This is a genomic window from Devosia sp. BK, assembly GCF_032907385.1.
GTDB lineage: Bacteria > Pseudomonadota > Alphaproteobacteria > Rhizobiales > Devosiaceae > Devosia.
The window spans coordinates 255413-273374 of record NZ_JAIMBX010000002.1 but is presented as its reverse complement, the minus strand read 5'-3'; the positions used below and the strand labels follow the sequence as shown (position 1 = coordinate 273374).

At 61.4% G+C, this 17962-nt stretch carries 21 protein-coding genes and 1 tRNA gene; 11 read left to right on the top strand and 11 right to left on the bottom strand.

Annotation, left to right across the window (positions count from 1 at the left end; translation table 11 throughout):
* The first annotated feature begins 94 nt into the window (after positions 1-94).
* The 3 genes from ffh (at position 95) to DevBK_RS13230 (ending at position 2581) form a co-directional block, all read left to right on the top strand.
* Complete coding sequence (gene ffh / locus DevBK_RS13240) at positions 95-1678, top strand: signal recognition particle protein (RefSeq protein ID WP_317185792.1); 1584 nt, start codon at positions 95-97, stop codon at positions 1676-1678.
* 36 nt (positions 1679-1714) lie between these two features.
* Positions 1715-2077 (top strand): 30S ribosomal protein S16, encoded by a 363-nt coding sequence (gene rpsP, locus DevBK_RS13235; RefSeq protein WP_317185791.1) that lies wholly within the window; start codon positions 1715-1717, stop codon positions 2075-2077.
* 126 nt (positions 2078-2203) lie between these two features.
* A complete protein-coding gene (locus DevBK_RS13230; RefSeq protein ID WP_317185790.1) occupies positions 2204-2581 on the top strand; it encodes a VOC family protein in 378 nt (125 codons plus the stop codon).
* Between the two features lie 85 nt (positions 2582-2666).
* Here the strand turns inward: DevBK_RS13230 and leuB are convergent, their stop codons facing one another.
* The 3 genes from leuB to leuD form a co-directional block, all read right to left on the bottom strand.
* Positions 2667-3767 (bottom strand): 3-isopropylmalate dehydrogenase, encoded by a 1101-nt coding sequence (gene leuB, locus DevBK_RS13225; RefSeq protein WP_317185789.1) that lies wholly within the window; start codon positions 3765-3767, stop codon positions 2667-2669.
* 146 nt (positions 3768-3913) lie between these two features.
* The gene (locus DevBK_RS13220; protein ID WP_317185788.1) at positions 3914-4309 is read right to left on the bottom strand and encodes a RidA family protein; all 396 of its coding nucleotides are present in this window, start codon (positions 4307-4309) and stop codon (positions 3914-3916) included.
* Between the two features lie 11 nt (positions 4310-4320).
* Complete coding sequence (gene leuD / locus DevBK_RS13215) at positions 4321-4926, bottom strand: 3-isopropylmalate dehydratase small subunit (RefSeq protein WP_317185787.1); 606 nt, start codon at positions 4924-4926, stop codon at positions 4321-4323.
* 183 nt (positions 4927-5109) lie between these two features.
* Between leuD and DevBK_RS13210 the strand changes: the two genes are divergently transcribed.
* Positions 5110-6150: a PAS domain-containing protein gene (locus DevBK_RS13210; RefSeq protein ID WP_317186111.1), complete on the top strand. Its 1041-nt coding sequence runs from the start codon at positions 5110-5112 to the stop codon at positions 6148-6150.
* Here the strand turns inward: DevBK_RS13210 and DevBK_RS13205 are convergent.
* Positions 6147-6917, bottom strand: coding sequence for a FadR/GntR family transcriptional regulator (locus DevBK_RS13205; protein ID WP_317185786.1), 771 nt, complete (start codon positions 6915-6917; stop codon positions 6147-6149). The two genes, DevBK_RS13210 and DevBK_RS13205, sit on opposite strands and share 4 nt — an antisense overlap.
* Positions 6918-7064: 147 nt before the next feature.
* Here DevBK_RS13205 and DevBK_RS13200 point away from each other — a divergent pair, with 147 nt between their 5' ends.
* The gene (locus DevBK_RS13200) at positions 7065-8456 is read left to right on the top strand and encodes a M20/M25/M40 family metallo-hydrolase (protein ID WP_317185785.1); all 1392 of its coding nucleotides are present in this window, start codon (positions 7065-7067) and stop codon (positions 8454-8456) included.
* 47 nt (positions 8457-8503) lie between these two features.
* Here the strand turns inward: DevBK_RS13200 and DevBK_RS13195 are convergent, their stop codons facing one another.
* Positions 8504-8866, bottom strand: coding sequence for a DUF1304 domain-containing protein (locus DevBK_RS13195; RefSeq protein ID WP_317185784.1), 363 nt, complete (start codon positions 8864-8866; stop codon positions 8504-8506).
* 3 nt (positions 8867-8869) lie between these two features.
* Positions 8870-9580, bottom strand: coding sequence for a purine-nucleoside phosphorylase (deoD, locus tag DevBK_RS13190; RefSeq protein WP_062630622.1), 711 nt, complete (start codon positions 9578-9580; stop codon positions 8870-8872).
* Between the two features lie 125 nt (positions 9581-9705).
* Here deoD and DevBK_RS13185 point away from each other — a divergent pair, with 125 nt between their 5' ends.
* The 3 genes from DevBK_RS13185 to DevBK_RS13175 are packed head-to-tail and all read left to right on the top strand — an operon-like array spanning position 9706 to position 11503.
* On the top strand, positions 9706-10185 hold the full coding sequence (locus tag DevBK_RS13185; protein ID WP_061908396.1) for an SRPBCC domain-containing protein: 480 nt from the start codon (positions 9706-9708) through the stop codon (positions 10183-10185).
* 59 nt (positions 10186-10244) lie between these two features.
* A complete protein-coding gene (gene argC / locus DevBK_RS13180) occupies positions 10245-11198 on the top strand; it encodes an N-acetyl-gamma-glutamyl-phosphate reductase (protein ID WP_062630706.1) in 954 nt (317 codons plus the stop codon).
* 17 nt (positions 11199-11215) lie between these two features.
* Positions 11216-11503 (top strand): GNAT family N-acetyltransferase, encoded by a 288-nt coding sequence (locus DevBK_RS13175; RefSeq protein ID WP_062630623.1) that lies wholly within the window; start codon positions 11216-11218, stop codon positions 11501-11503.
* Here the strand turns inward: DevBK_RS13175 and DevBK_RS13170 are convergent.
* The 4 genes from DevBK_RS13170 to DevBK_RS13155 all read right to left on the bottom strand — a co-directional run bounded on the left by DevBK_RS13170 (position 11500) and on the right by DevBK_RS13155 (position 14014).
* Positions 11500-11748, bottom strand: coding sequence for a hypothetical protein (locus tag DevBK_RS13170; protein WP_062630624.1), 249 nt, complete (start codon positions 11746-11748; stop codon positions 11500-11502). The genes DevBK_RS13175 and DevBK_RS13170 overlap by 4 nt on opposite strands.
* Positions 11749-11827: 79 nt before the next feature.
* Positions 11828-11903, bottom strand: a tRNA-Ala gene (locus DevBK_RS13165).
* Between the two features lie 52 nt (positions 11904-11955).
* The gene (locus DevBK_RS13160; protein WP_317185783.1) at positions 11956-12969 is read right to left on the bottom strand and encodes an aldehyde reductase; all 1014 of its coding nucleotides are present in this window, start codon (positions 12967-12969) and stop codon (positions 11956-11958) included.
* Positions 12970-13012: 43 nt separating this feature from the next.
* Positions 13013-14014: a Gfo/Idh/MocA family oxidoreductase gene (locus tag DevBK_RS13155; RefSeq protein WP_317185782.1), complete on the bottom strand. Its 1002-nt coding sequence runs from the start codon at positions 14012-14014 to the stop codon at positions 13013-13015.
* Positions 14015-14186: 172 nt separating this feature from the next.
* On the opposite strand from DevBK_RS13155, the gene DevBK_RS13150 reads away from it, so the two are divergent.
* The 3 genes from DevBK_RS13150 to DevBK_RS13140 all read left to right on the top strand — a co-directional run bounded on the left by DevBK_RS13150 (position 14187) and on the right by DevBK_RS13140 (position 16706).
* Entirely contained in the window at positions 14187-15536 is a 1350-nt protein-coding gene (locus DevBK_RS13150) for a hypothetical protein (protein WP_317185781.1), read from the top strand.
* The gene (locus tag DevBK_RS13145) at positions 15533-16345 is read left to right on the top strand and encodes an ATP-dependent Clp protease proteolytic subunit (RefSeq protein ID WP_317185780.1); all 813 of its coding nucleotides are present in this window, start codon (positions 15533-15535) and stop codon (positions 16343-16345) included. The genes DevBK_RS13150 and DevBK_RS13145 overlap by 4 nt, the downstream gene beginning before the upstream one ends.
* A gap of 82 nt (positions 16346-16427) precedes the next feature.
* Complete coding sequence (locus DevBK_RS13140; RefSeq protein WP_082461189.1) at positions 16428-16706, top strand: hypothetical protein; 279 nt, start codon at positions 16428-16430, stop codon at positions 16704-16706.
* On the opposite strand, the gene DevBK_RS13135 is transcribed toward DevBK_RS13140, so the two are convergent.
* Positions 16657-17907 carry a GGDEF domain-containing protein gene (locus DevBK_RS13135; protein ID WP_317185779.1) on the bottom strand — a complete coding sequence of 417 codons (1251 nt, stop codon included), beginning with the start codon at positions 17905-17907 and terminating at the stop codon, positions 16657-16659. The two genes, DevBK_RS13140 and DevBK_RS13135, sit on opposite strands and share 50 nt — an antisense overlap.
* Positions 17908-17962: the final 55 nt, after the last annotated feature.

Sequence of the window (17962 nt, the reverse complement as noted above, 5' to 3'; positions counted from 1 at the left end):
TCCGCCAGCGCGTTGCGCCCGCGGGTGGGTTTTGCGTTTGGTCTTTTGAACCCTATCTCTTGCGGGATTGGCCTGCGAGCGAAAAGGAAAAGCGATGTTTGAGAGCTTAAGCGACCGGCTTGGCAAGATTTTTGACGGACTTCGCGGACGCGGCGCGCTCAACGCTGCCGATGTCGATGCGGCAATGCGCGAAATCCGCCGGGCGCTGATCGAAGCCGACGTCAGCCTCGAAGTCGTCCGTGCCTTTGTCGAACAGGTCCGCGAACGCGCCGTCGGCGCCGAAGTCACCCGCTCGGTGACGCCCGGCCAGCAGGTCGTCAAAATCGTCAATGACGAGCTGGTTGCCGTTCTCGGCTCCGATGCCGTCACCATCGATCTCAACGCGCCGTCGCCCGTTACCCTCCTTATGGTCGGTTTGCAGGGTTCGGGTAAGACCACAACGACGGCCAAAATTGCAAAACGTCTCAAGGACAAACAGAAGAAGCGCGTTCTTCTGGCCTCCCTCGATACGCGCCGCCCGGCCGCTATGGAGCAGCTGCGCGTGCTCGGCGAACAGGTCGGCGTCGATACCCTTCCTATTGTCGCCACTGAAACGCCGGTCGAGATCGCCCGCCGCGCCGAGCGCGAAGGCCGTCTTGGCGGTTATGACGTTCTCATTCTCGATACCGCCGGCCGCACCCATATCGACGAAGCGCTGATGGTCGAAACGGTCTCCATCAAGGAGATCGCAAAGCCCCACGAAATTCTGCTCGTCGTCGACGCCTTGACCGGCCAGGACGCGATCAACGTCGCCCGTTCCTTCGATACCCGACTCGACGTGACCGGTATCGTCATGACCCGCGTCGATGGCGATGGTCGTGGTGGTGCGGCGCTGTCGATGCGCGCAGCCACCGGCAAGCCGATCAAGCTGATCGGTGTCGGCGAAAAGATGGATGCGCTCGAGGATTTCCATCCCGCGCGTATCGCCGATCGAATTCTGGGCATGGGCGACATCGTTTCGCTCGTCGAAAAGGCCGCCGAGCACGTCACGGCCGAAGACGCCCAGAAGATGGCGGCCAAGCTCAAGAAGGGCTCGTTCGACCTCGACGATCTGCGTGCCCAGCTTTTGCAGATGAAAAAGATGGGCGGCATGGGCGGCCTCATGGGCATGCTCCCCGGTGCGGGCCAGCTCAAGAAAGCCATGGCCGGCGCCAATGTCGACGAAAAGGTTTTCGATCGTCAGATCGCCATCATCAATTCCATGACCAAGAAAGAGCGGGCCAATCCGGACCTGCTCAATGCCTCGCGCCGCAAGCGTATCGCTGCCGGCGCCGGTGTCGAAGTTTCGGAAATCAACAAGCTTTCCAAGCAGCACCGCCAGATGGCGGACATGATGAAGAAGGTGTCCAAGGGCGGCATGGGCGCTCTTGGTGGCATGTTCGGCGGCAAGATGGGCGGCATGCTCGGTGGCATGCCTGATCTTTCCAAGATGGACCCCAAGCAGCTCGAGCAGATGGCGCGTCAGGCCGGCATCAATCCCGATCAATTGAAGGGCTTGCCCTCGGCCGATCTGCCGATGGCCGACAAGCTGCCCACCGACGTCAACAAGCTTTTCAAATCCGCCGGTGGTCCGGGTCTTCCCGGTCTCGGCGGCGCTCCCCGTTTCCCTGGCCTTCCGGGCCTGGGCAAGAAGAAATAACCCAAACTATCAACCGACAGCCTTAGGAATAAAGCAATGTCTCTCAAGATCCGTCTGGCCCGTGGTGGCACCAAGAAGCGTCCTTTCTACCAGATCGTCGTTGCCGACGCCCGTTCGCCGCGCGATGGCCGCTTCATCGAAAAGCTGGGCACCTTCAACCCGCTGCTCGATAAGGCCGCTGAAAACCGCGTCGTCCTCGACACCGAACGCGCCAAGCACTGGCTCTCGCACGGCGCACAGCCGACCGACCGCGTCCTCCGTTTCCTCGACGCTGCTGGCCTCGTGAAGCGCGAAGCCCGCAACAACCCGAACAAGGGTGTTCCCGGCGAAAAGGCCAAGGAACGCGCTGAAGAAAAGGCCGCCAAGGCCGCAGCATCCGCCGAAGGCGCTGCTGAATAATTTTTGGGTCTTTGGACCTGCGAATGGAAAAGCCCCGGTGGAGACACCGGGGCTTTTGTTATCCTGCCAGCTTCTGGCAGCACTAACTTCTATCGCTTGTCGTCTCCAATTCCCGAGGAAAGTGCCATGAGATTTGCGTCCGTCCGTGTCGTCACCAATGATGTCGATGCCCTCAAAGCCTTCTATTCGAAGCTGACAGGGATCGCGCCGACCGATCTGGCCCCCGGCTTTGCCGAAATCAGGTTTGAAGGCTGTACGCTTGCTATCTCCATCACGGAGATCATCGACAAGGTCAATGGCGGCGTCATCGTGCCGGGCGCGAACCGCTCGTCGATGATCGAGTTTGAAGTGAGCGATGTCGAAGCGGTCCGGGCTCAGATCGCGTCGAGCATGCCGGAGGCCATCGTGCAGCAGCCGACGACGATGCCTTGGGGCAATGTCTCGATGCTGCTGCGTGATCCCGATGGGGCCGTGGTGAACATCTTCTCCCGGCCCAATCGCTGAACGGTCACCCGCCATTCGCGCGTAGCGCTCATGGCCTTGCCGCCTCAAATCGCTCCACTGGAGCGATTTGCCCTTGGGGAAGGCGTCAAGCCTTCAACTTAGCCAAGATCGCCGCGCCCATTTCTTCCGTGCCAACCGTCTTGCGGTTGTCCTGGGCGATGTCGGCGCAGCGCAGGCCATCGGCCAGGACGCTGGCGATGGCGCCCTCGACCTTATCGGCCAGTTCGATCATGCCGAACGAATAGCGCAGCGCCATGGCGTGCGAGGCGATCATAGCGATCGGGTTGGCAATGCCCTTGCCGGCAATGTCGGGGGCCGAGCCGTGGACGGGCTCATACATGGCCTTGCGCTTGCCGGTGACAGCATCTGGGGCACCGAGCGCTGCCGATGGCAGCATGCCGAGCGATCCGGTCAGCATCGCGGCCACGTCCGAGAGAATATCGCCGAAGAGGTTGTCGGTGACGATGACGTCGAATTGCTTTGGATTGCGCACCAACTGCATGGCGCAGTTGTCAGCCAGAATATGGTTGAAGGCGACGTCGGCATAATCCTTGGCGACAGTGCGGACGACTTCGTCCCACAGCACGCCTGATTTCATCACGTTCTTCTTGTCGGCCGAGTGGATCTTTTTGCCGCGCGTGCGGGCGAGATCGAAGGCGACGCGGGCTATCCGGTCGATTTCATAGGTTTCGTAAACCTGGGTATCGACGCCGCGCTTCTGGCCATTGCCAAGGTCGGTGATTTCCTTGGGCTCGCCGAAATAGACGCCGCCGGTCAGCTCGCGCACGATCAAGATATCGAGGCCTTCGACCAGCTCGCGCTTGAGCGCAGAGGCGTCGGCGAGTGCGGGGTAGCAGATGGCGGGACGGAGGTTCGCAAAAAGCCCCAGATCCTTGCGGAGGCGCAGGAGCGCGGCTTCCGGGCGCTTGTCATAGGGCACATTGTCCCACTTGGGGCCGCCCACGGCGCCGAAGATAACGGCATCTGCCTTGAGCGCCTTGGCCATGTCGTCTTCGGAGATGGCTTCGCCATGCGCGTCATAGGCACAGCCACCGGCAAGACCGGTATCGATGGCGAAGTCGGTGACACCTTCGGCATTGGACCAGGCGATGATTTTTTCGACCTCGACCATGATCTCGGTGCCGATGCCGTCGCCCGGCAGAAGAAACAGGGAATGGGTGGCCATTTTTGGAAAACTCCTCGCCGTACTGGTGGGTACACCTTGGCGCCGACATATCCGCATTTTGGCTTTTTGTGCAAGGGCACAAAGCAAAACAGCGCTTTCGGGCGAAAGCGCTGTCAGTGTTAACGGAATGCTATCGAAACCGCGACTTAAGCGTGGCTCGTTGCGGCCCCGATCCGAGCCGTCACTTCGATCTCGATCTTCATGCCTTCCTCGATCATCGCAACGATCAGCATCGAGGCTGCCGGGCGGATGTTTCCGAAAACCGGACCCACCGCCGCAACGACTTCATCCACATAAGACTGATCGCCGATATAGTAGACCACCCGCACCGTATCCTCGATCGAAGACCCGGCTTCGCGAAGCGCCTTATCAATGGTCGCGAGCGCATTTTTCGCTTGTTCGCCAACGCTTTCGGGCATTTTCATCGTGGCATAGTCATAGCCCGTCGTGCCCGAGACATAGACCGTATCCTCGTGCCGCACGGCGCGCGAATAGCCAAAAGTCGCTTCAAAGGGAGAGCCGGTGGAAACGCGCTGGACCATTTCTATTCCTTTTAAAGCCAGGGACGCTCGGACGCCATCTTGCCCTCGAAGGACGAAATGGCGGGGTCGGATTTCAGCGTGCCGGCGATATCGTCGAGGCCTTCGAGCAGGATTTGCTTGCGCGATGGGTCGATATCGAAATGCAGCGTGCCGCCGTCCGGACCCTTGATGGTCTGGGCTTCAAGGTCGATGCTGAGCGTCGCATTAGCACCGCGCTCAGCATCGTCGAGGAGGAGTTTTAGCTGCTCGGGCGAGACGACGAGGGGCAAAATGCCGTTCTTGAAGCAGTTGTTATAAAAAATGTCGGCAAAGCTCGTCGAAATCACGCAGCGGATGCCGAAATCGGCGAGGGCCCATGGCGCGTGCTCGCGGCTGGAGCCGCAGCCAAAGTTGTCGCCGGCAATAACGATCTTGGCCTGGCGATAGGCTGGTTTGTTGAGCACGAAATCGGGGTTTTCCGAGCCGTCTTCATTGTAGCGCATCTCTGAAAACAGAGCGACGCCGAGGCCGGTGCGCTTGATCGTCTTGAGGTACTGCTTGGGAATGATCATATCGGTATCGATATTGATGATCGGCAGGGGTGCTGCGACACCCGTCAATGTGGTGAATTTTTCCATCACGAAACCTCGCTTTATCTTGGGTCTTTGAGCCAAAGCGGGATCGGGGTCAAGTCGTCAGGTGGCTAAAGCGTTCGGCGCTTGACCAGCCATAGACCCTTTGTCTACTGGTACGCCTCAAGAATTTACGCGCGCGTCATCTTGCTTACCGGGGGGTTAGCAATGCAAGGACAAGTGCCTAAGATGGTCTCGCTCGGCCAGAGCGGCGCCTCTCATCCAACGTCTGGCCAGCTTTTGCGAGCCCTCGAAGCCATGGCAGGCACAGGCTTCTGCACGCTTTCCTTTGCCGATGGCAGGGTGCAGGCGTCGGAAGGTCTGCATGTGCTTGCCGGCACAACCGATCATATCGGCCAGCAGATCTCGCTCGAATTCATCGAGGCGCGGACCCATCCCGATGATCGGGCCGCGCTCGTCGAGAGTTTTCACATGCTCATGCGCGATCTCCTGCCGATGCGCCGCGATTTGCGGCTCATGCGCGAGGACGGCACGGTCCGGCAGCTCGAATTGCGGTTCGAGCGCCTGATGGATGACGCAAAGCGTCCCATAGGCTGGATCATCTGCGCACTCGATCGCACGCAGGAGGAGAGCCTCCGCAAAGCCATGAGCATGATGCGCCGCCGCCTTCATGCAGTCTTTGAGCGTCTTGATGTCGATATCGCCTGGTTCAGCTCGCTCGATGGCAAATTTCTCGAACTGATCCGCATGTCCGAAGACTTGGGCCTGCCGAAAACGCCGATCTTCACGCTCGAAAGCTGGTTCAATTCGATCCATCCGGACGACCGGCAGATCGTGCTCGACAGCATCGAGCGGCAGGACATTTATACGGGCGAGGTCCGGGTCGAAATCGCGCCAGGCGAATATGTGCCCATGCGCAATGTCCGCTACCCCGTTGCGGACGAAAATGGCCAGCCGGTCGAATGGCTCGGGCTCACTTCGATCAGGCGTCCCGGGCATGGCGGTGTCATCGCCGAAGATGTGGCGAGCGAGGAGCTGCTCAATGGGCCGCTGCTGCGTGGCGCGCGCAATCTTCTCGGCTGGACCATTCCGGTTCTCGCGGAACAATCTGGCGTTTCAGCCTCGACCATCATGCGCATCGAGGAAGCGACGGCGCCGGTGATCGAGGTGGCGCGTCGGCGCACGGCCGAACGGCTGACCCGCGCCCTCACCGAGGGTGGGTTGATCTTTCACCGCACACTGACGGGAAAGCTCGCGATTTCGCTCTAGCTGTTAGCCGCTTCCATGCGCCCAGCAGCGCGAGCAAAGCCCTCGGCGATGGCAACGCGCATGGCCTCCCGGGCGGCGATGGCATCCCGCGCCGAAATCGCATCTGCAATGGCCCGATGCACAGCAACGGTCTGGGTCAAAGCCTCTGGCTCATTGACCGGCGAGGATATCGTGAAGGCCGCGGTCAGCGCCATTTCGACAAGCGCACTGATCGAAGCCATGAAGGGATTGCCCGACGCATCGGCCACGGTCTTGTGGAAATCGAGATCGTGGCGGGCAAAGTCTTCGGGCGTCCCTGCCTTCGCCATCAGCTCAACCGTTGCGAGGAGGCCCGCGGCCTGATCATCGGTCCGCCGCTCGGCCGCCAGCGCCGCGGCTTCGATTTCGATACCGATGCGCACTTCCGCAAGACTTTGCAGGAAGCTCACTTCTGGTCCGAGTTCGAAATGCCAGGCAAGGACATCGGAATCAAAAAGATTCCAGCGATTACGGGGCAAGACACGCGTGCCGATCCGCGCCCGCGCTTCGATCAGACCCTTTGCCGCCAAGGTCTTCAGCGCTTCGCGTAGCACCGTGCGCGACACGCGAAACCGCTCAAGCAGTTCCGTATCGGGCGGCAGGATCGAGCCTTCGGGATATTGGCCGGAAACGATGGCAAAGCCGAGATCCCAAAGCACGTCCGAATGGAGGTTCCGCGCGCGGTTGCGGCCCGAGAGAATGGCGATGAGGTCGCCTGAGTGGCGCGCACGGCCGCCGGATCGATCCATGCTGGCTCTCCTTGGGCAATGGTTGGGCGACCTAATCACAGTCGAATAAGTATGACAATATAAGCGCTCCTCTGTGCACTGGACAGGCAGGAGCCCGCTCGCCATGGTGCGGCCAATACGATTCCGGATTTGCCGCAGGACCCTGTCATGACCGAAAAAACTCAACTCGATGCCGTGCTCGCCCATGTCGATCAGGGGCTTGAGCAAAGTCTGGCGCGGCTCTTTGATCTTTTGCGCATCAAGTCGATTTCGACCGATCCCGCTTATGCTGCAGAATGCCAAAAGGCCGCCGACTGGATCGCGGGGGAACTCAATGGCCTTGGTTTTGATGCCAGCGCCCGCCCGACCCCCGGCCATCCGGTGGTCGTCGCCCATGGCCCGGAACAGGCCGGCCCGCATGTGCTGTTTTATGCTCACTATGACGTGCAGCCGGTCGATCCGCTCAATCTGTGGCATTCCGATCCCTTCGATCCGCAGATCAAGGAAGACGCTGCCGGCCGCAAGATCATCGTTGCCCGCGGCGCGTCCGATGACAAGGGCCAGATGCTGACCTTCATCGAGGCCTGCCGCGCCTATAAGGCCGTCACGGGCAGCCTGCCGGTTCGCGTCTCGCTGATGCTCGAAGGCGAGGAAGAATCCGGCGGCAAGAACCTGCCGCCCTTCATGCGCGAAAATGCCGAGGAGTTGAAAGCCGATATCGCGCTCGTTTGCGATACCGATATGTGGGACCGGCAAACCCCGTCGATCACCACCATGCTGCGCGGCCTTGTCGCCGATGAGATCGTCATCACTGCGGCTGACAAGGACCTCCATTCCGGCATGTTCGGCAATGCGGCCCGTAATCCCAATCAGGTCCTGGCCGAAATCATCGCCAGCCTCCGCGCCCCGGATGGCTCGGTGACGCTCGACGGCTTTTATGACGATGTCGCCGAAATTTCGCCCGAGCTGAAAGCCCAGTGGCAGGGCCTTGGTTTCGATGAAAAGGCCTTTCTTGGCGAAGCGGGCCTATCGCTGCCGGCCGGCGAACAGAGCCGCTCGGTCCTCGAAATGCTCTGGGCCCGCCCAACCTGCGAAATCAATGGCATGATCGGCGGCTATACCGGCGACGGTTTTAAAACCGTCATTCCGTCCAAGGCTTCGGCGAAAATCTCGTTCCGCTTGGTCTCCGGCATGGACCCCAAGAAGATCCGTGCCGCTTTCCGGGCCCATGTCGAAAAGATGATCCCAGCCGATTGCTCGGTCGAGTTCATTCCGCATGGCGGCTCGCCGGCCATCACCGTCCCGGCCGGTGGCGAATTCCTCCGCAAGGCGCTCAATGGTCTCTCAGCCGAATGGGGCAAGCAGGCCGTCATCACTGGCTCGGGCGGCTCGATCCCGGTTGCGGGCGATTTCAAGTCGATCCTCGGGCTCGATACGCTCCTCATCGGCTTTGCCCATGTGGACGATCAGATCCACAGCCCCAACGAGAAATACGATCTCGACAGCTTCCACCGCGGCATCCGCTCCTGGATCCACGTGCTGGCCGCGCTTGCCGCGTAAAGTCATCACGTCATCCCCGCCCCGGCGGGGATGACATCGCTTTGGTTTCAAGCAAGTACAACGGCGAGGATCGCCAGCACTGCGGGCACGGTCTGGACGAACACGATCTTCCGGCTCGATGTAGCGCCGCCCACAATGCCGGCAACGGCAACGCAGGTCAGGAAGAAGATCTTGATCTGCCAGGCCAGCGCCGGATCGGGATGCACGAGACCCCAGATGAGGCCGGCGGCGAGAAAGCCATTATAAAGGCCTTGATTGATGGCCAGCACCTTTGTGCTGCGCGCAAAATCGGGCGCCAGATTAAACGCCTTCTGGCCGCGCGGCGTGTCCCACCAGAGCATTTCCAAGAGCATGATATAGACATGCAGCAGCGCCACGGCTGCAACGAGAACAAAAGCCACAACCGTCATTTTTCAGGCCTCCACAGCAACATCGAGAGCAAGTTCAACCATGTCGCGCAGCGAGGTCTGGCGCGCTTCGGCGTCGATTTCCTCATGCGTGATCAGGCAATCGGTCATGGTGCAGATGGTCAGGGCGCGGACATCGAACCTGGCGGCGAGCGTATAGAGCACGGCCGCCTCCATCTCGACGCCGATCACGCCATGCTCGGGCAGCTTGTCGTAACCGGCCATGCCATCGGCATGATAGAAAATGTCCGACGAGAGCATATTGCCCGCATGATAGCGCAGGCCCCGGGCATCGGCCCTGTCTGCGGCGTCGCGCAACAGCCCGAAATCGGCCATGGGCGCAAAATTGAAGGCGCCGAACCGGCCCTTGACGATGGAGCTATCGGTCGAGGCCGCCTGCGCCAGAATGATGTCGCGCACCTTCACCTTGGCATTGAGCCCGCCGCAGGTGCCGACGCGGATCAGCGATTTGACCCCATAAACGTTGATCAACTCGTTCACATAGATGGCGAGCGATGGTTGGCCCATGCCGCTCGCCTGCACAGAAACCGGTTTGCCCTTCCAGGTGCCGGTATAGCCGAGGCAATTGCGCACGGAATTGACGAGCTTTGGCGCCTCGAAAAACGTCTCGGCGATCCACTTGGCGCGCAGGGGATCACCGGGCAGCAGCACGGCCTCGGCATAGTCGCCTGGTTTTGCATGATTATGCGGGGTCAAGGTTTTCTCCTCGTCTCGTGCCGGTACCGAGCAATGACACCAGCGCCAAGAGTTGACAATCCCAGTGCGGAACGCGCTCGCCAGTCCCGGCATTGCTCCTCTTCAAGGGACAGAAGGAGGCTGGGATGTCCGACAAGATAGAAGCCAAGGTGACGCATCGTTTTCGCGCGAGCCCCGAGCGGGTCTACGACGCATTCGTCGATCCCGATCTGGCGCGCCGCTGGCAGGCGGCATGGCTGCGGCGCAGCGGGGAAAGCGGCAATCTGACCGAGGTTCAGCTCGAGCCACGCGTCGGTGGCCGCCTGATGCTGGCCGACGGGCAGACCGGAACGCGGGCGCGACATTTCGGCGAATTCCTCGCGCTTGAGCGGCCGAGCAAGATCGCCTTTTCCTGGATGGTGCATGAAAGCGAGGCCGAGGATCCGGCCATCGTCGAAATGATCATCGAGCCCGAAGCCAATGGCCCCGGCAGCGTCGTCACGCTCTACAACACGCTCGATGCGCAATTCGAGGATTGGCTGGCCCAGACCGAACGCGGCTGGATGGCCATGCTCGGCGGTATCGAGGATGTCATCGAGAGGCGCGATATTCCCTCGATGCGCTAGGTGCTTGACGCGCGTGGTCCTGCGGCCCATCTAAAGCGCGAAACTTTTGGAGCATGATCATGGTCGCCAAGATCTTTATCGATGGGGAAGCCGGAACCACGGGGCTGCAGATCCGCGATCGCCTCGCCGGCCGCCGCGATCTCGAAGTGCTCTCCATCGCGCCCGAAAAGCGCAAGGATCAGGAGGAGCGCAAGCGCCTCCTCAATGCAGCCGATGTCGCCATTCTCTGCCTCCCCGATGAGGCGGCCAAGGAGAGCGTGCGGCTCATCGAAAACGGCACGACCCGCGTCATCGATGCCTCGACCGCCTTTCGGGTGAATCCCGACTGGGCCTATGGCTTTGCCGAGATGGACAAGGATCAGGCCGAGAAAATCGCCAATGCACGCTTTGTCTCTAATCCCGGCTGCTGGCCGCAGGGCCTGATCGCCGGTCTCCGTCCCCTCATCGCGGCTGGCTTTATTCCCGCCGATCATCCGATCATCTATCACGGCATTTCCGGTTATACCGGAGGCGGCCGCCAGATGGTCGAGGACTATGTGGCCGAAGGTGCATCGGCGAGCCAATATATGCCCTATGGCCTCACCTTCATGCATAAGCACGTGCCGGAGATGACGCTCTATACCGGCCTCCAGCGCGAACCGCTGTTCGAGCCCGTCGTCGGCAATTTCGCGCAAGGGATGACGACGTCCCTCCCGCTTCATCTGGGTACGCTCGCCAAGGTCCCGACCGGCGCCGAAATCCATGCGGCCATTGCCGATCACTTCGCTGCCGTCCCCGACAGTTTCGTCAAGGTCGCACCCTATGATCCCGCCCTCGGCAAGACCGCTGCGCTCGATCCGCAGGTGCACAACGGCACCAATACGCTGACTCTCCATGTCTTTGCCAATGACGCGCGGGCCCAGGCCGCGGTGGTCGCGGTCTACGACAATCTCGGCAAGGGCGCATCGGGCGCTGCGGTCCAAAATCTTAACCTGATGCTAGGCGTTGCAGCAGCCGAGAGCCTTGCCGCCTGAGAAAGGGTTTTGCGACTATGACCGAATACAAAATCCGGCGTGAAGAAGACGCAACGCATGGGCGCTATGTCATCGACCTCGCGCCCGGCGCCGAGGCCGAAATGACCTATCGCAAGGCCGATGGCCGTATCATCGTCGACCATACCGGCGTGCCGCGCGAATATGAAGGTCGCGGCATCGCTCTACAACTGGTCAAAGCCTCGATCGCCGACGCGCGCAGCGAGGGGTTTAAGATCACCCCGGTCTGCCCCTATGTGGTTGTCCAGTTCGATCGCCACCCGGATTGGGCGGATCTGCGCGCCTAGTCTTCGTAGGCGAGGCCCAGCAGATTATCCTCGCGCCAGATCAGCCGGCAGAGTTCGAGCCGATGTCCAAAGAGCACATAAAAACGCTCGGGCGTCGGCCACGGCTCCAGCAGTTCGACCTTGGCCCCAAATGGCGATGCATTGCGCAACAGGGCCGGCACGCGCAAAAGCCCGTCGCCCAGCACGATCGTGGCATCGAGCCGAACCTTATCCCGTGGCCGAAGCCTGCGCTCTTTCTGTTCCATCCCCCTATAATAGCCCAGACCCCGCCCGCGATCCTGCCGCGTTTAATTCAAAGGCGATGGAAGCGGATTCAGGGAGGTTTGGTGGAGCTGAGCGGGATCGAACCGCTGGCCTCGTCATTGCGAACGACGCGCTCTCCCAACTGAGCTACAGCCCCACACAGCTTTCAATATTGCCATGTTCGGACCGTGGATCAAGAGGGGTCGACGTCAGACGAGACGGTGTTCGATCAGGCTCTTGCCAGTGGCTATGGCAGACTCCGCGGCCGTGATCAGCGGGCGTCCAAGCCTTTCGCTGCCGCGGCGGCCGTCGAGGCGTTTGAGAGCGCCGAGCTCGTGAATGTTGCCCGCGATGTCCCGATCGAACAGCGCGGCAATCCTCACGACGACATTGGGTAATTCCGCTGTCGGGATGCGGCGGTCCGGAAAGGCAGGCTTCATCGCCTTGGCCAAGTCGGCCATGCGATAGGTGCCTTCCGAGGCGATGCAGCGCTGGCCGGTCGCGGCGGGATCGGTCATGGCATCGACATGGAGCGCGGCGACATCGCGCACGTCGACGATCGACATGCCCAATTTCGGCACAGCCGGCAATTTGCCGTCGAGGAGGCGCGAAACCAGCGCCGCCGATGTGCCCGGATCGTCGTCGAGCAGCGGCCCGAGAATGGCGGCCGGATTGATCACCGCGAGATCATCGTGCCGCCCGGCCCCGTCCATCAGCTCCCACGCGGCTTTCTCCGCCAGGGTTTTGGATTTGGCATAGGTGCCCGTTTTGGAGCTCTCGACATTGGTCCAGTCCGCCTCGGTCAGCACGCGCGCATAGTCCTCATGGCCATATTGGACTGCGGCAATGGACGAGGTCAGTACCACGCGCTCGACCTGAGCGCGCAACGCCGCCTCGATCGCCCGGCGCGTGCCGTCCACAGCCGGACGGATCAGCTCGTTCGGATCTTTGGGGATTTCGAGCACGAAGGGCGAAGCCGTGTGCTGGAGAAAGCGCACGTCCGCCATCGCCGCGTCCCAGCCCTTATCGTCGAGGAGATCGAGGGCGACGAAATCGAGCCGGCTGACATCGGCCCCCGCCTTGGCCAGCGTTTTCCGAACCTTATCGGCCTTATCGAGCTTGCGGACGCTGCCGCGCACGGCATAGCCGGCCTTGAGTAGAGCCAGCGCGACATGGCCGCCGAGAAAGCCGGAAATGCCGGTGAGAAGAACGAGATCGGACATGGCGCGGCTTTCCCACTTAAGTTGTTACGAACGCGACGATGGCTCAGACCGTTTCCCACCGCTCCGATTTTTCGCTCCGGAAGATGGCATCGAGCACCTTCATCGAGGCGATCGCATCCTCGATGCCATAGGGCAGGGGCGTTTCGCCGAGCACTGCCGCGGCAAAGGCCCGTGCCTGCTCGGTATATTGATCGCAGGCGGGAAGGATTTCGCGCCGCGCCAGCGAACCATCGAGCGGCGAACCGGTATCCACAGTGATGGCCGTACGCTCATCGGCCGGCGCATTATAGGGAATGAGAATTTCAAGCTTGCCCTTGGTCCCCTGCACCAAAACCCGCTGATGCGGCACGAGCTGTGTGGAGCAGGTAAAGGTCAGCCGCTTGCCCTTGCCGAAATCGAGAATGGCGCTGGCCAACCGATCCGTGCCGAATCCGGGATCGCGCTCGACAAGCGAAACCACCCGCTGCGGCTCGGCTTCGAACAGGAACCGGCCTGATGTCACCGGATAGCACCCGATGTCCAAAATACCGCCGCCGCCGATATCGGCCTGGTTGCGCACATTGCCTGCATCGTTGTTGAAATAGGAAAAGACCGCATTGATGGCGCGGACCTCGCCCAATTCGCCCGAGCGGATGATTTCGCGCGCCCGCTGCCATTGGGGATGAAAGCGGATCATGAAGGCTTCCATGACGAGGCGCCCCTCGGGCACCTGCCGCAGCTCTTCGGCTTCCTGCGCGGTGATAGCGATCGGCTTTTCGCAGAGCACATGCTTGCCGGCGCGCGTCGCGGCAAGGGTCATGGGCACATGGAGGTGGTTGGGAAGCGGATTATAGATCGCGTCGATCTCGGGATCGGCGAACAGTTCTTCATAGGAGCCATAGGCCTTGGCAATCCCGAGCGTGTTGGCGGCTTCCCGCGCCTTGCTGAGATCGCGCGAGGCGATAGCGACCACTTCGCAATTGTCCGCCTTCTGGATGGCTGGCGTCACCTTGGCCATGCCGATATTGGCGGTCGACAAAATCCCCCAGAGCACTTTCTTGGTCACGTCGCATCTCCTCGCTTCTGTCTAAGGCCTAGCCTTGCGGTGGGCCCTAGGGCAAGGGCCACCTTCCAGACGCCGGGTTGCCAGCACACGCTTTTGTGCCTCCATCTTGCCGGGATGCTTATGTTAACGTCGCGCTAACAGGGCCCGAGGGGCCCGAGCAGCGGGGACATTCATGCAGCTCAAGCCCAATGCCTTCCGGCTCAGCGAGACGGTGCGCGGCGTCGAAACCATGACGCGCTTTTCCCTCGCCGTGCTGGCGCTGGCGTCCGGTGTCTATACCTATCTTGGCGTGCGCGGCCTGCTCGATGGCTCCGCCACCTTCGTCTTCTTTGCCGCCATCATCTATTCGGCAGCCGTCTCGGTCGCCATCTACGCCTTCTGGACCTTCATGATGCGGTTCATTCCGCTCGTGACCTCAGGCGTCCAGCGCGTCGGCCTCTTTCTCACCATGGGGATAGGGTGCCTCATGATCATGGCCATGAGCTCCTGGCTCAATGCGGCCGCGCTCGCCGGCTCCGCCGCCACCGAACAGCATATGGCGGTGACGCTCCAGGGCTATGCCGAAGACCTCGATCTCGCCCATGCCAATGCGCTCGCCGCGCAAAGCCTTCTTCCCGACGTGCAGCGCGCGGCCGAACGGTTTTCGGGTCTCGCGGCGGATGAACGCGAATCCGGTGCTTTGACAGGTACCACCGGTTCGGGCAGCGTCGTGCAATTGCTCACCCAGATGGGCACGCAGATGAACCAGCTTGCGGCCACCATCACCGGCAGCCGCGACGAAGTGGCAACGCTCTTTGAGCAGGGCTCGGCTCGGCTCGCCACCATGCGCGAATTGGTTTCAACGCCCGGCGCCATCGAGCCGCGCACCGATAGTTTTCAAAGCGAGGCCGTGCAGCTCTCGGCCATCATCGCGTCCCTCCAACAAACCGGCGTTGCGGCATCCGTCCGTCGCGCATCCGATGATCTCTCGGCGGGCTTCATCGCGCCGGTCGCCGATGGACAATCGGCCGATCTGATGAACCGCCAGGGCCAGGTGATGGAGACGGTGCGCGCCTCGGTTGCTGCGCAATCCGCCGCGCTCAGCGCTGCGGCCGACGAAATCCTTGCAACGCCCCCCGTCGAACAGCGGCGCTATACGCCCCTCTCGAGCGCCGAAGCCGTGCTGCGCTATTGGCAGGATTTTATCCCGTCCTGGGCCGGCGCCATTTCCATCGATCTTCTGCCCGTCGTGCTGGTGCTCGTCCTGATGATCGTCAACGACGCCATGCGCCGGGAGTCGTCCTCGCTCGAAGAAGCCGAGAACATCACCGCTGCCGAAATGCTGCGCGCTATGGCGCTTTATCGCCGCATGGAGGCGGCCGGGATCGATGTGAAGACGGGTCAGCCCAAGCGCGAACCCGAAGTTGAACCCGCTCCCGCCGAACCGACGCCTGCCGTTGCCGAGGCGCCGGTTGAAGACGCCACCGTCACCCCCATCGAAACCGCGCAGCGCAAGCGTACCGATGGACCGCGCCCGGCATGAAAACCGATGCCAATGCCCGCGCACAATCAGCAAGCCCGGGCATCATCGCCCGGCTCGCTGCCATCGACGATGGCGCAATCATCCGCGTCGCCTTCTTTGCCCTGCTGGTCGGAACGGCAAGCGTGCTCTATGTCGATTTTCGCGAACTGGCACTGAGTGAACCGCCGGCTGTGCTGCCCACCCTCGAGCCCATTCTGCCGCCGGCTCAGCCCACTGAAGGTGACCCGGCCGGCCGGCCGATGCCGTCCATCACTACAGCGCCCGATCTCCTCGAAGCGCCACTTGCCATTACCCTTTCGGCCGGTAGGGAGCTCAAGTTGACCGGCAGCATCGATCCGGGCTCCGCGCAAAGATTTGCCGACGAGATTGCGGCGCGCGGCGAATACGTTGAGACTGTAGTTCTCGATTCGCCCGGAGGTTCGGTGATGGACGCGCTGGAGATCGGCGCCCTCATCCAGGAAAAGGCCCTCGCGACCAAGGTTGTCGCCGGTAATCTCTGTGCCTCGTCCTGCCCCATCATTTTCGCCTCTGGCGCCGAGCGCATCGCCAGTCCCGATGCTGCCATCGGCGTTCACCAGATCTATGCGGCGAGCCTTGGCGAGGGCGCGGCGGATGCCGTTGCGGTCGCAGGCGTCGCTATGGCCGATGCGCAGGCGACCACAGCGCAAATCACGCGACACCTGATCAAGAGCGGGGTCGACCCCGCCATGTGGCTGCACGCGCTCGATACGCCGCCAGACCGGCTCTACTATTTTTCAACGGAGGAAATGGAGGAGCTAAAGCTCGTCACACAGTTCGAGCAGAATTGAAGCAATGCACGGAACCGATGGAGGATCGGAGCCGTTTCGTAGCTGAGGGCCAATGTGCCCAACCTCGTGGAGGAGGCCAAACATGTCGAACACACACACTTTGACGCGCCACAGCGACATTCAAAGCTGGGTTAGCGATCGCAAGGGCATTCCAGCAATCGCCCGTATCAGAAACCGTTTCGGCGAAGAGAAATCCAAGCTTTTGCTTCGCTTTGTGCGCAGCCAGGGCCTCGGCGTCGATGACGGCATGAGCCCTTGTTCCTGGACAGCCTGGTTCGCCGAACTGGACCGCCAGCAACTCGCGCTCAAGATCACCCCGACCGGCGAGTGCGAACTGGTTCCGCGTGCGGCGCTGAACTGAGTTTTTCTGTGCTCGCAGCGCTCTGTGGCGTATTCGAATCCAAGCTTGGGGCAGGGGCGATAGACACCCTGTCCCTACCCTTTGCCTTGGCATCATAAAGCGCCATATCGGCCCGCCGCAGCAAGTTCGAGAGGCTTTCGCCCTCGTCGAGCACGGCAATGCCGAATGAGCAGGTAATCCGCTTGTCGGTACCGCGTATCTCTTTGGGCAGTTCGCGTAGACGTAATCGCGCGGCCTCGGCTGCGCCCCGCGCGACTGTCAGCCCGGCCCCCGGCAGGAGCACGGCAAACTCCTCGCCGCCCATCCGCGCAACGACGGCCCGCTGATCAAAACTCTCTTTCAGGAGCTCGCCAAACATGGCGATCACCTGGTCGCCACGATCATGACCATAGGTGTCGTTGATCTGCTTGAAATGGTCGATATCGGCGGTGATCGCGACGGCAGGCATTCCCGCCCGCTGCGCCATCAGCCGCGCCCTTTCGGCCTGTTCGTCAAAGCCGCGCCGGTTGAGAAGACCTGAAAGCGGGTCGGTTTCCGAAAGCGTCGTCATATCCGCAATGACATCGCGCGTCATGATCAGGAGAATGAGCAGTCCATTGGCGATGATCAAGACGCCGCCGCTCGCCTGTGAAATGGCGGCATAATTGCTCGAGAGATAGCCCTGAACCGACCCTCCCGAGCCGATGGCCAGCGCGAGGAACGGCTTGCCCAAAAACGTCAGCGCGCTTAGCGCAAAGAGCGATACCAGCGTCAGGTCCAGCATGCGCCGCGATCTGTTGGCCAGAATGATCTGGATACCGATCACATGCATCAGCGCATAGGGCGCCTGATAGATCAGCCCGCGCGCCAGCGAATCCCGCGGCATGCCGAGTGTGAAAAGATTGATCCCCAGCGCCAGCGCAAACAAGAGGCCGAGCGAGAGCCACGGCACCCTGACCTCATAGTGCCGCGCGAGACCAATATTGGACAACAGCATGGCCGTCAGAAACGCGGCAAAACTGCCGTAGGCGGCGGCCTGCGCATTGGTCTGGTAGGGCATGGAATATTCGAGCAGCCCGATGACGAAAGTCATCGAATAGGCCAGAGCCTGCCAGCGCGCGCCCACGGCCGAGCGGCGATAAACGGCAATGAAGCCGAACGCCGAGACGAAGATGGCCCCGACGCAAAGATTGATTGCCAGAACGATGCTCGCCGCGCTCAAGGACTGCTTCCGGAAATTTGAACCGGCTCAGCCTGACAGAGCTTCCGTAAGACAT

Bases quoted from the DNA above. Each gene is read 5' to 3' on its own strand.
- DevBK_RS13200 (WP_317185785.1), top strand. From the start codon at position 7,065: ATGACCGAAAAAACTCAACTCGATGCCGTGCTCGCCCATGTCGATCAG.
- argC (WP_062630706.1), top strand. From the start codon at position 10,245: ATGGTCGCCAAGATCTTTATCGATGGGGAAGCCGGAACCACGGGGCTG.
- DevBK_RS13205 (WP_317185786.1), bottom strand. From the start codon at position 6,917: ATGGATCGATCCGGCGGCCGTGCGCGCCACTCAGGCGACCTCATCGCC.
- DevBK_RS13230 (WP_317185790.1), top strand. From the start codon at position 2,204: ATGAGATTTGCGTCCGTCCGTGTCGTCACCAATGATGTCGATGCCCTC.
- DevBK_RS13220 (WP_317185788.1), bottom strand. From the start codon at position 4,309: ATGGTCCAGCGCGTTTCCACCGGCTCTCCCTTTGAAGCGACTTTTGGC.
- DevBK_RS13185 (WP_061908396.1), top strand. From the start codon at position 9,706: ATGTCCGACAAGATAGAAGCCAAGGTGACGCATCGTTTTCGCGCGAGC.
- DevBK_RS13160 (WP_317185783.1), bottom strand. From the start codon at position 12,969: ATGTCCGATCTCGTTCTTCTCACCGGCATTTCCGGCTTTCTCGGCGGC.
- leuB (WP_317185789.1), bottom strand. From the start codon at position 3,767: ATGGCCACCCATTCCCTGTTTCTTCTGCCGGGCGACGGCATCGGCACC.
- DevBK_RS13195 (WP_317185784.1), bottom strand. From the start codon at position 8,866: ATGACGGTTGTGGCTTTTGTTCTCGTTGCAGCCGTGGCGCTGCTGCAT.
- DevBK_RS13140 (WP_082461189.1), top strand. From the start codon at position 16,428: ATGTCGAACACACACACTTTGACGCGCCACAGCGACATTCAAAGCTGG.
- DevBK_RS13210 (WP_317186111.1), top strand. From the start codon at position 5,110: ATGGTCTCGCTCGGCCAGAGCGGCGCCTCTCATCCAACGTCTGGCCAG.
- ffh (WP_317185792.1), top strand. From the start codon at position 95: ATGTTTGAGAGCTTAAGCGACCGGCTTGGCAAGATTTTTGACGGACTT.
- leuD (WP_317185787.1), bottom strand. From the start codon at position 4,926: ATGGAAAAATTCACCACATTGACGGGTGTCGCAGCACCCCTGCCGATC.
- DevBK_RS13175 (WP_062630623.1), top strand. From the start codon at position 11,216: ATGACCGAATACAAAATCCGGCGTGAAGAAGACGCAACGCATGGGCGC.
- DevBK_RS13145 (WP_317185780.1), top strand. From the start codon at position 15,533: ATGAAAACCGATGCCAATGCCCGCGCACAATCAGCAAGCCCGGGCATC.
- rpsP (WP_317185791.1), top strand. From the start codon at position 1,715: ATGTCTCTCAAGATCCGTCTGGCCCGTGGTGGCACCAAGAAGCGTCCT.
- DevBK_RS13150 (WP_317185781.1), top strand. From the start codon at position 14,187: ATGCAGCTCAAGCCCAATGCCTTCCGGCTCAGCGAGACGGTGCGCGGC.
- DevBK_RS13170 (WP_062630624.1), bottom strand. From the start codon at position 11,748: ATGGAACAGAAAGAGCGCAGGCTTCGGCCACGGGATAAGGTTCGGCTC.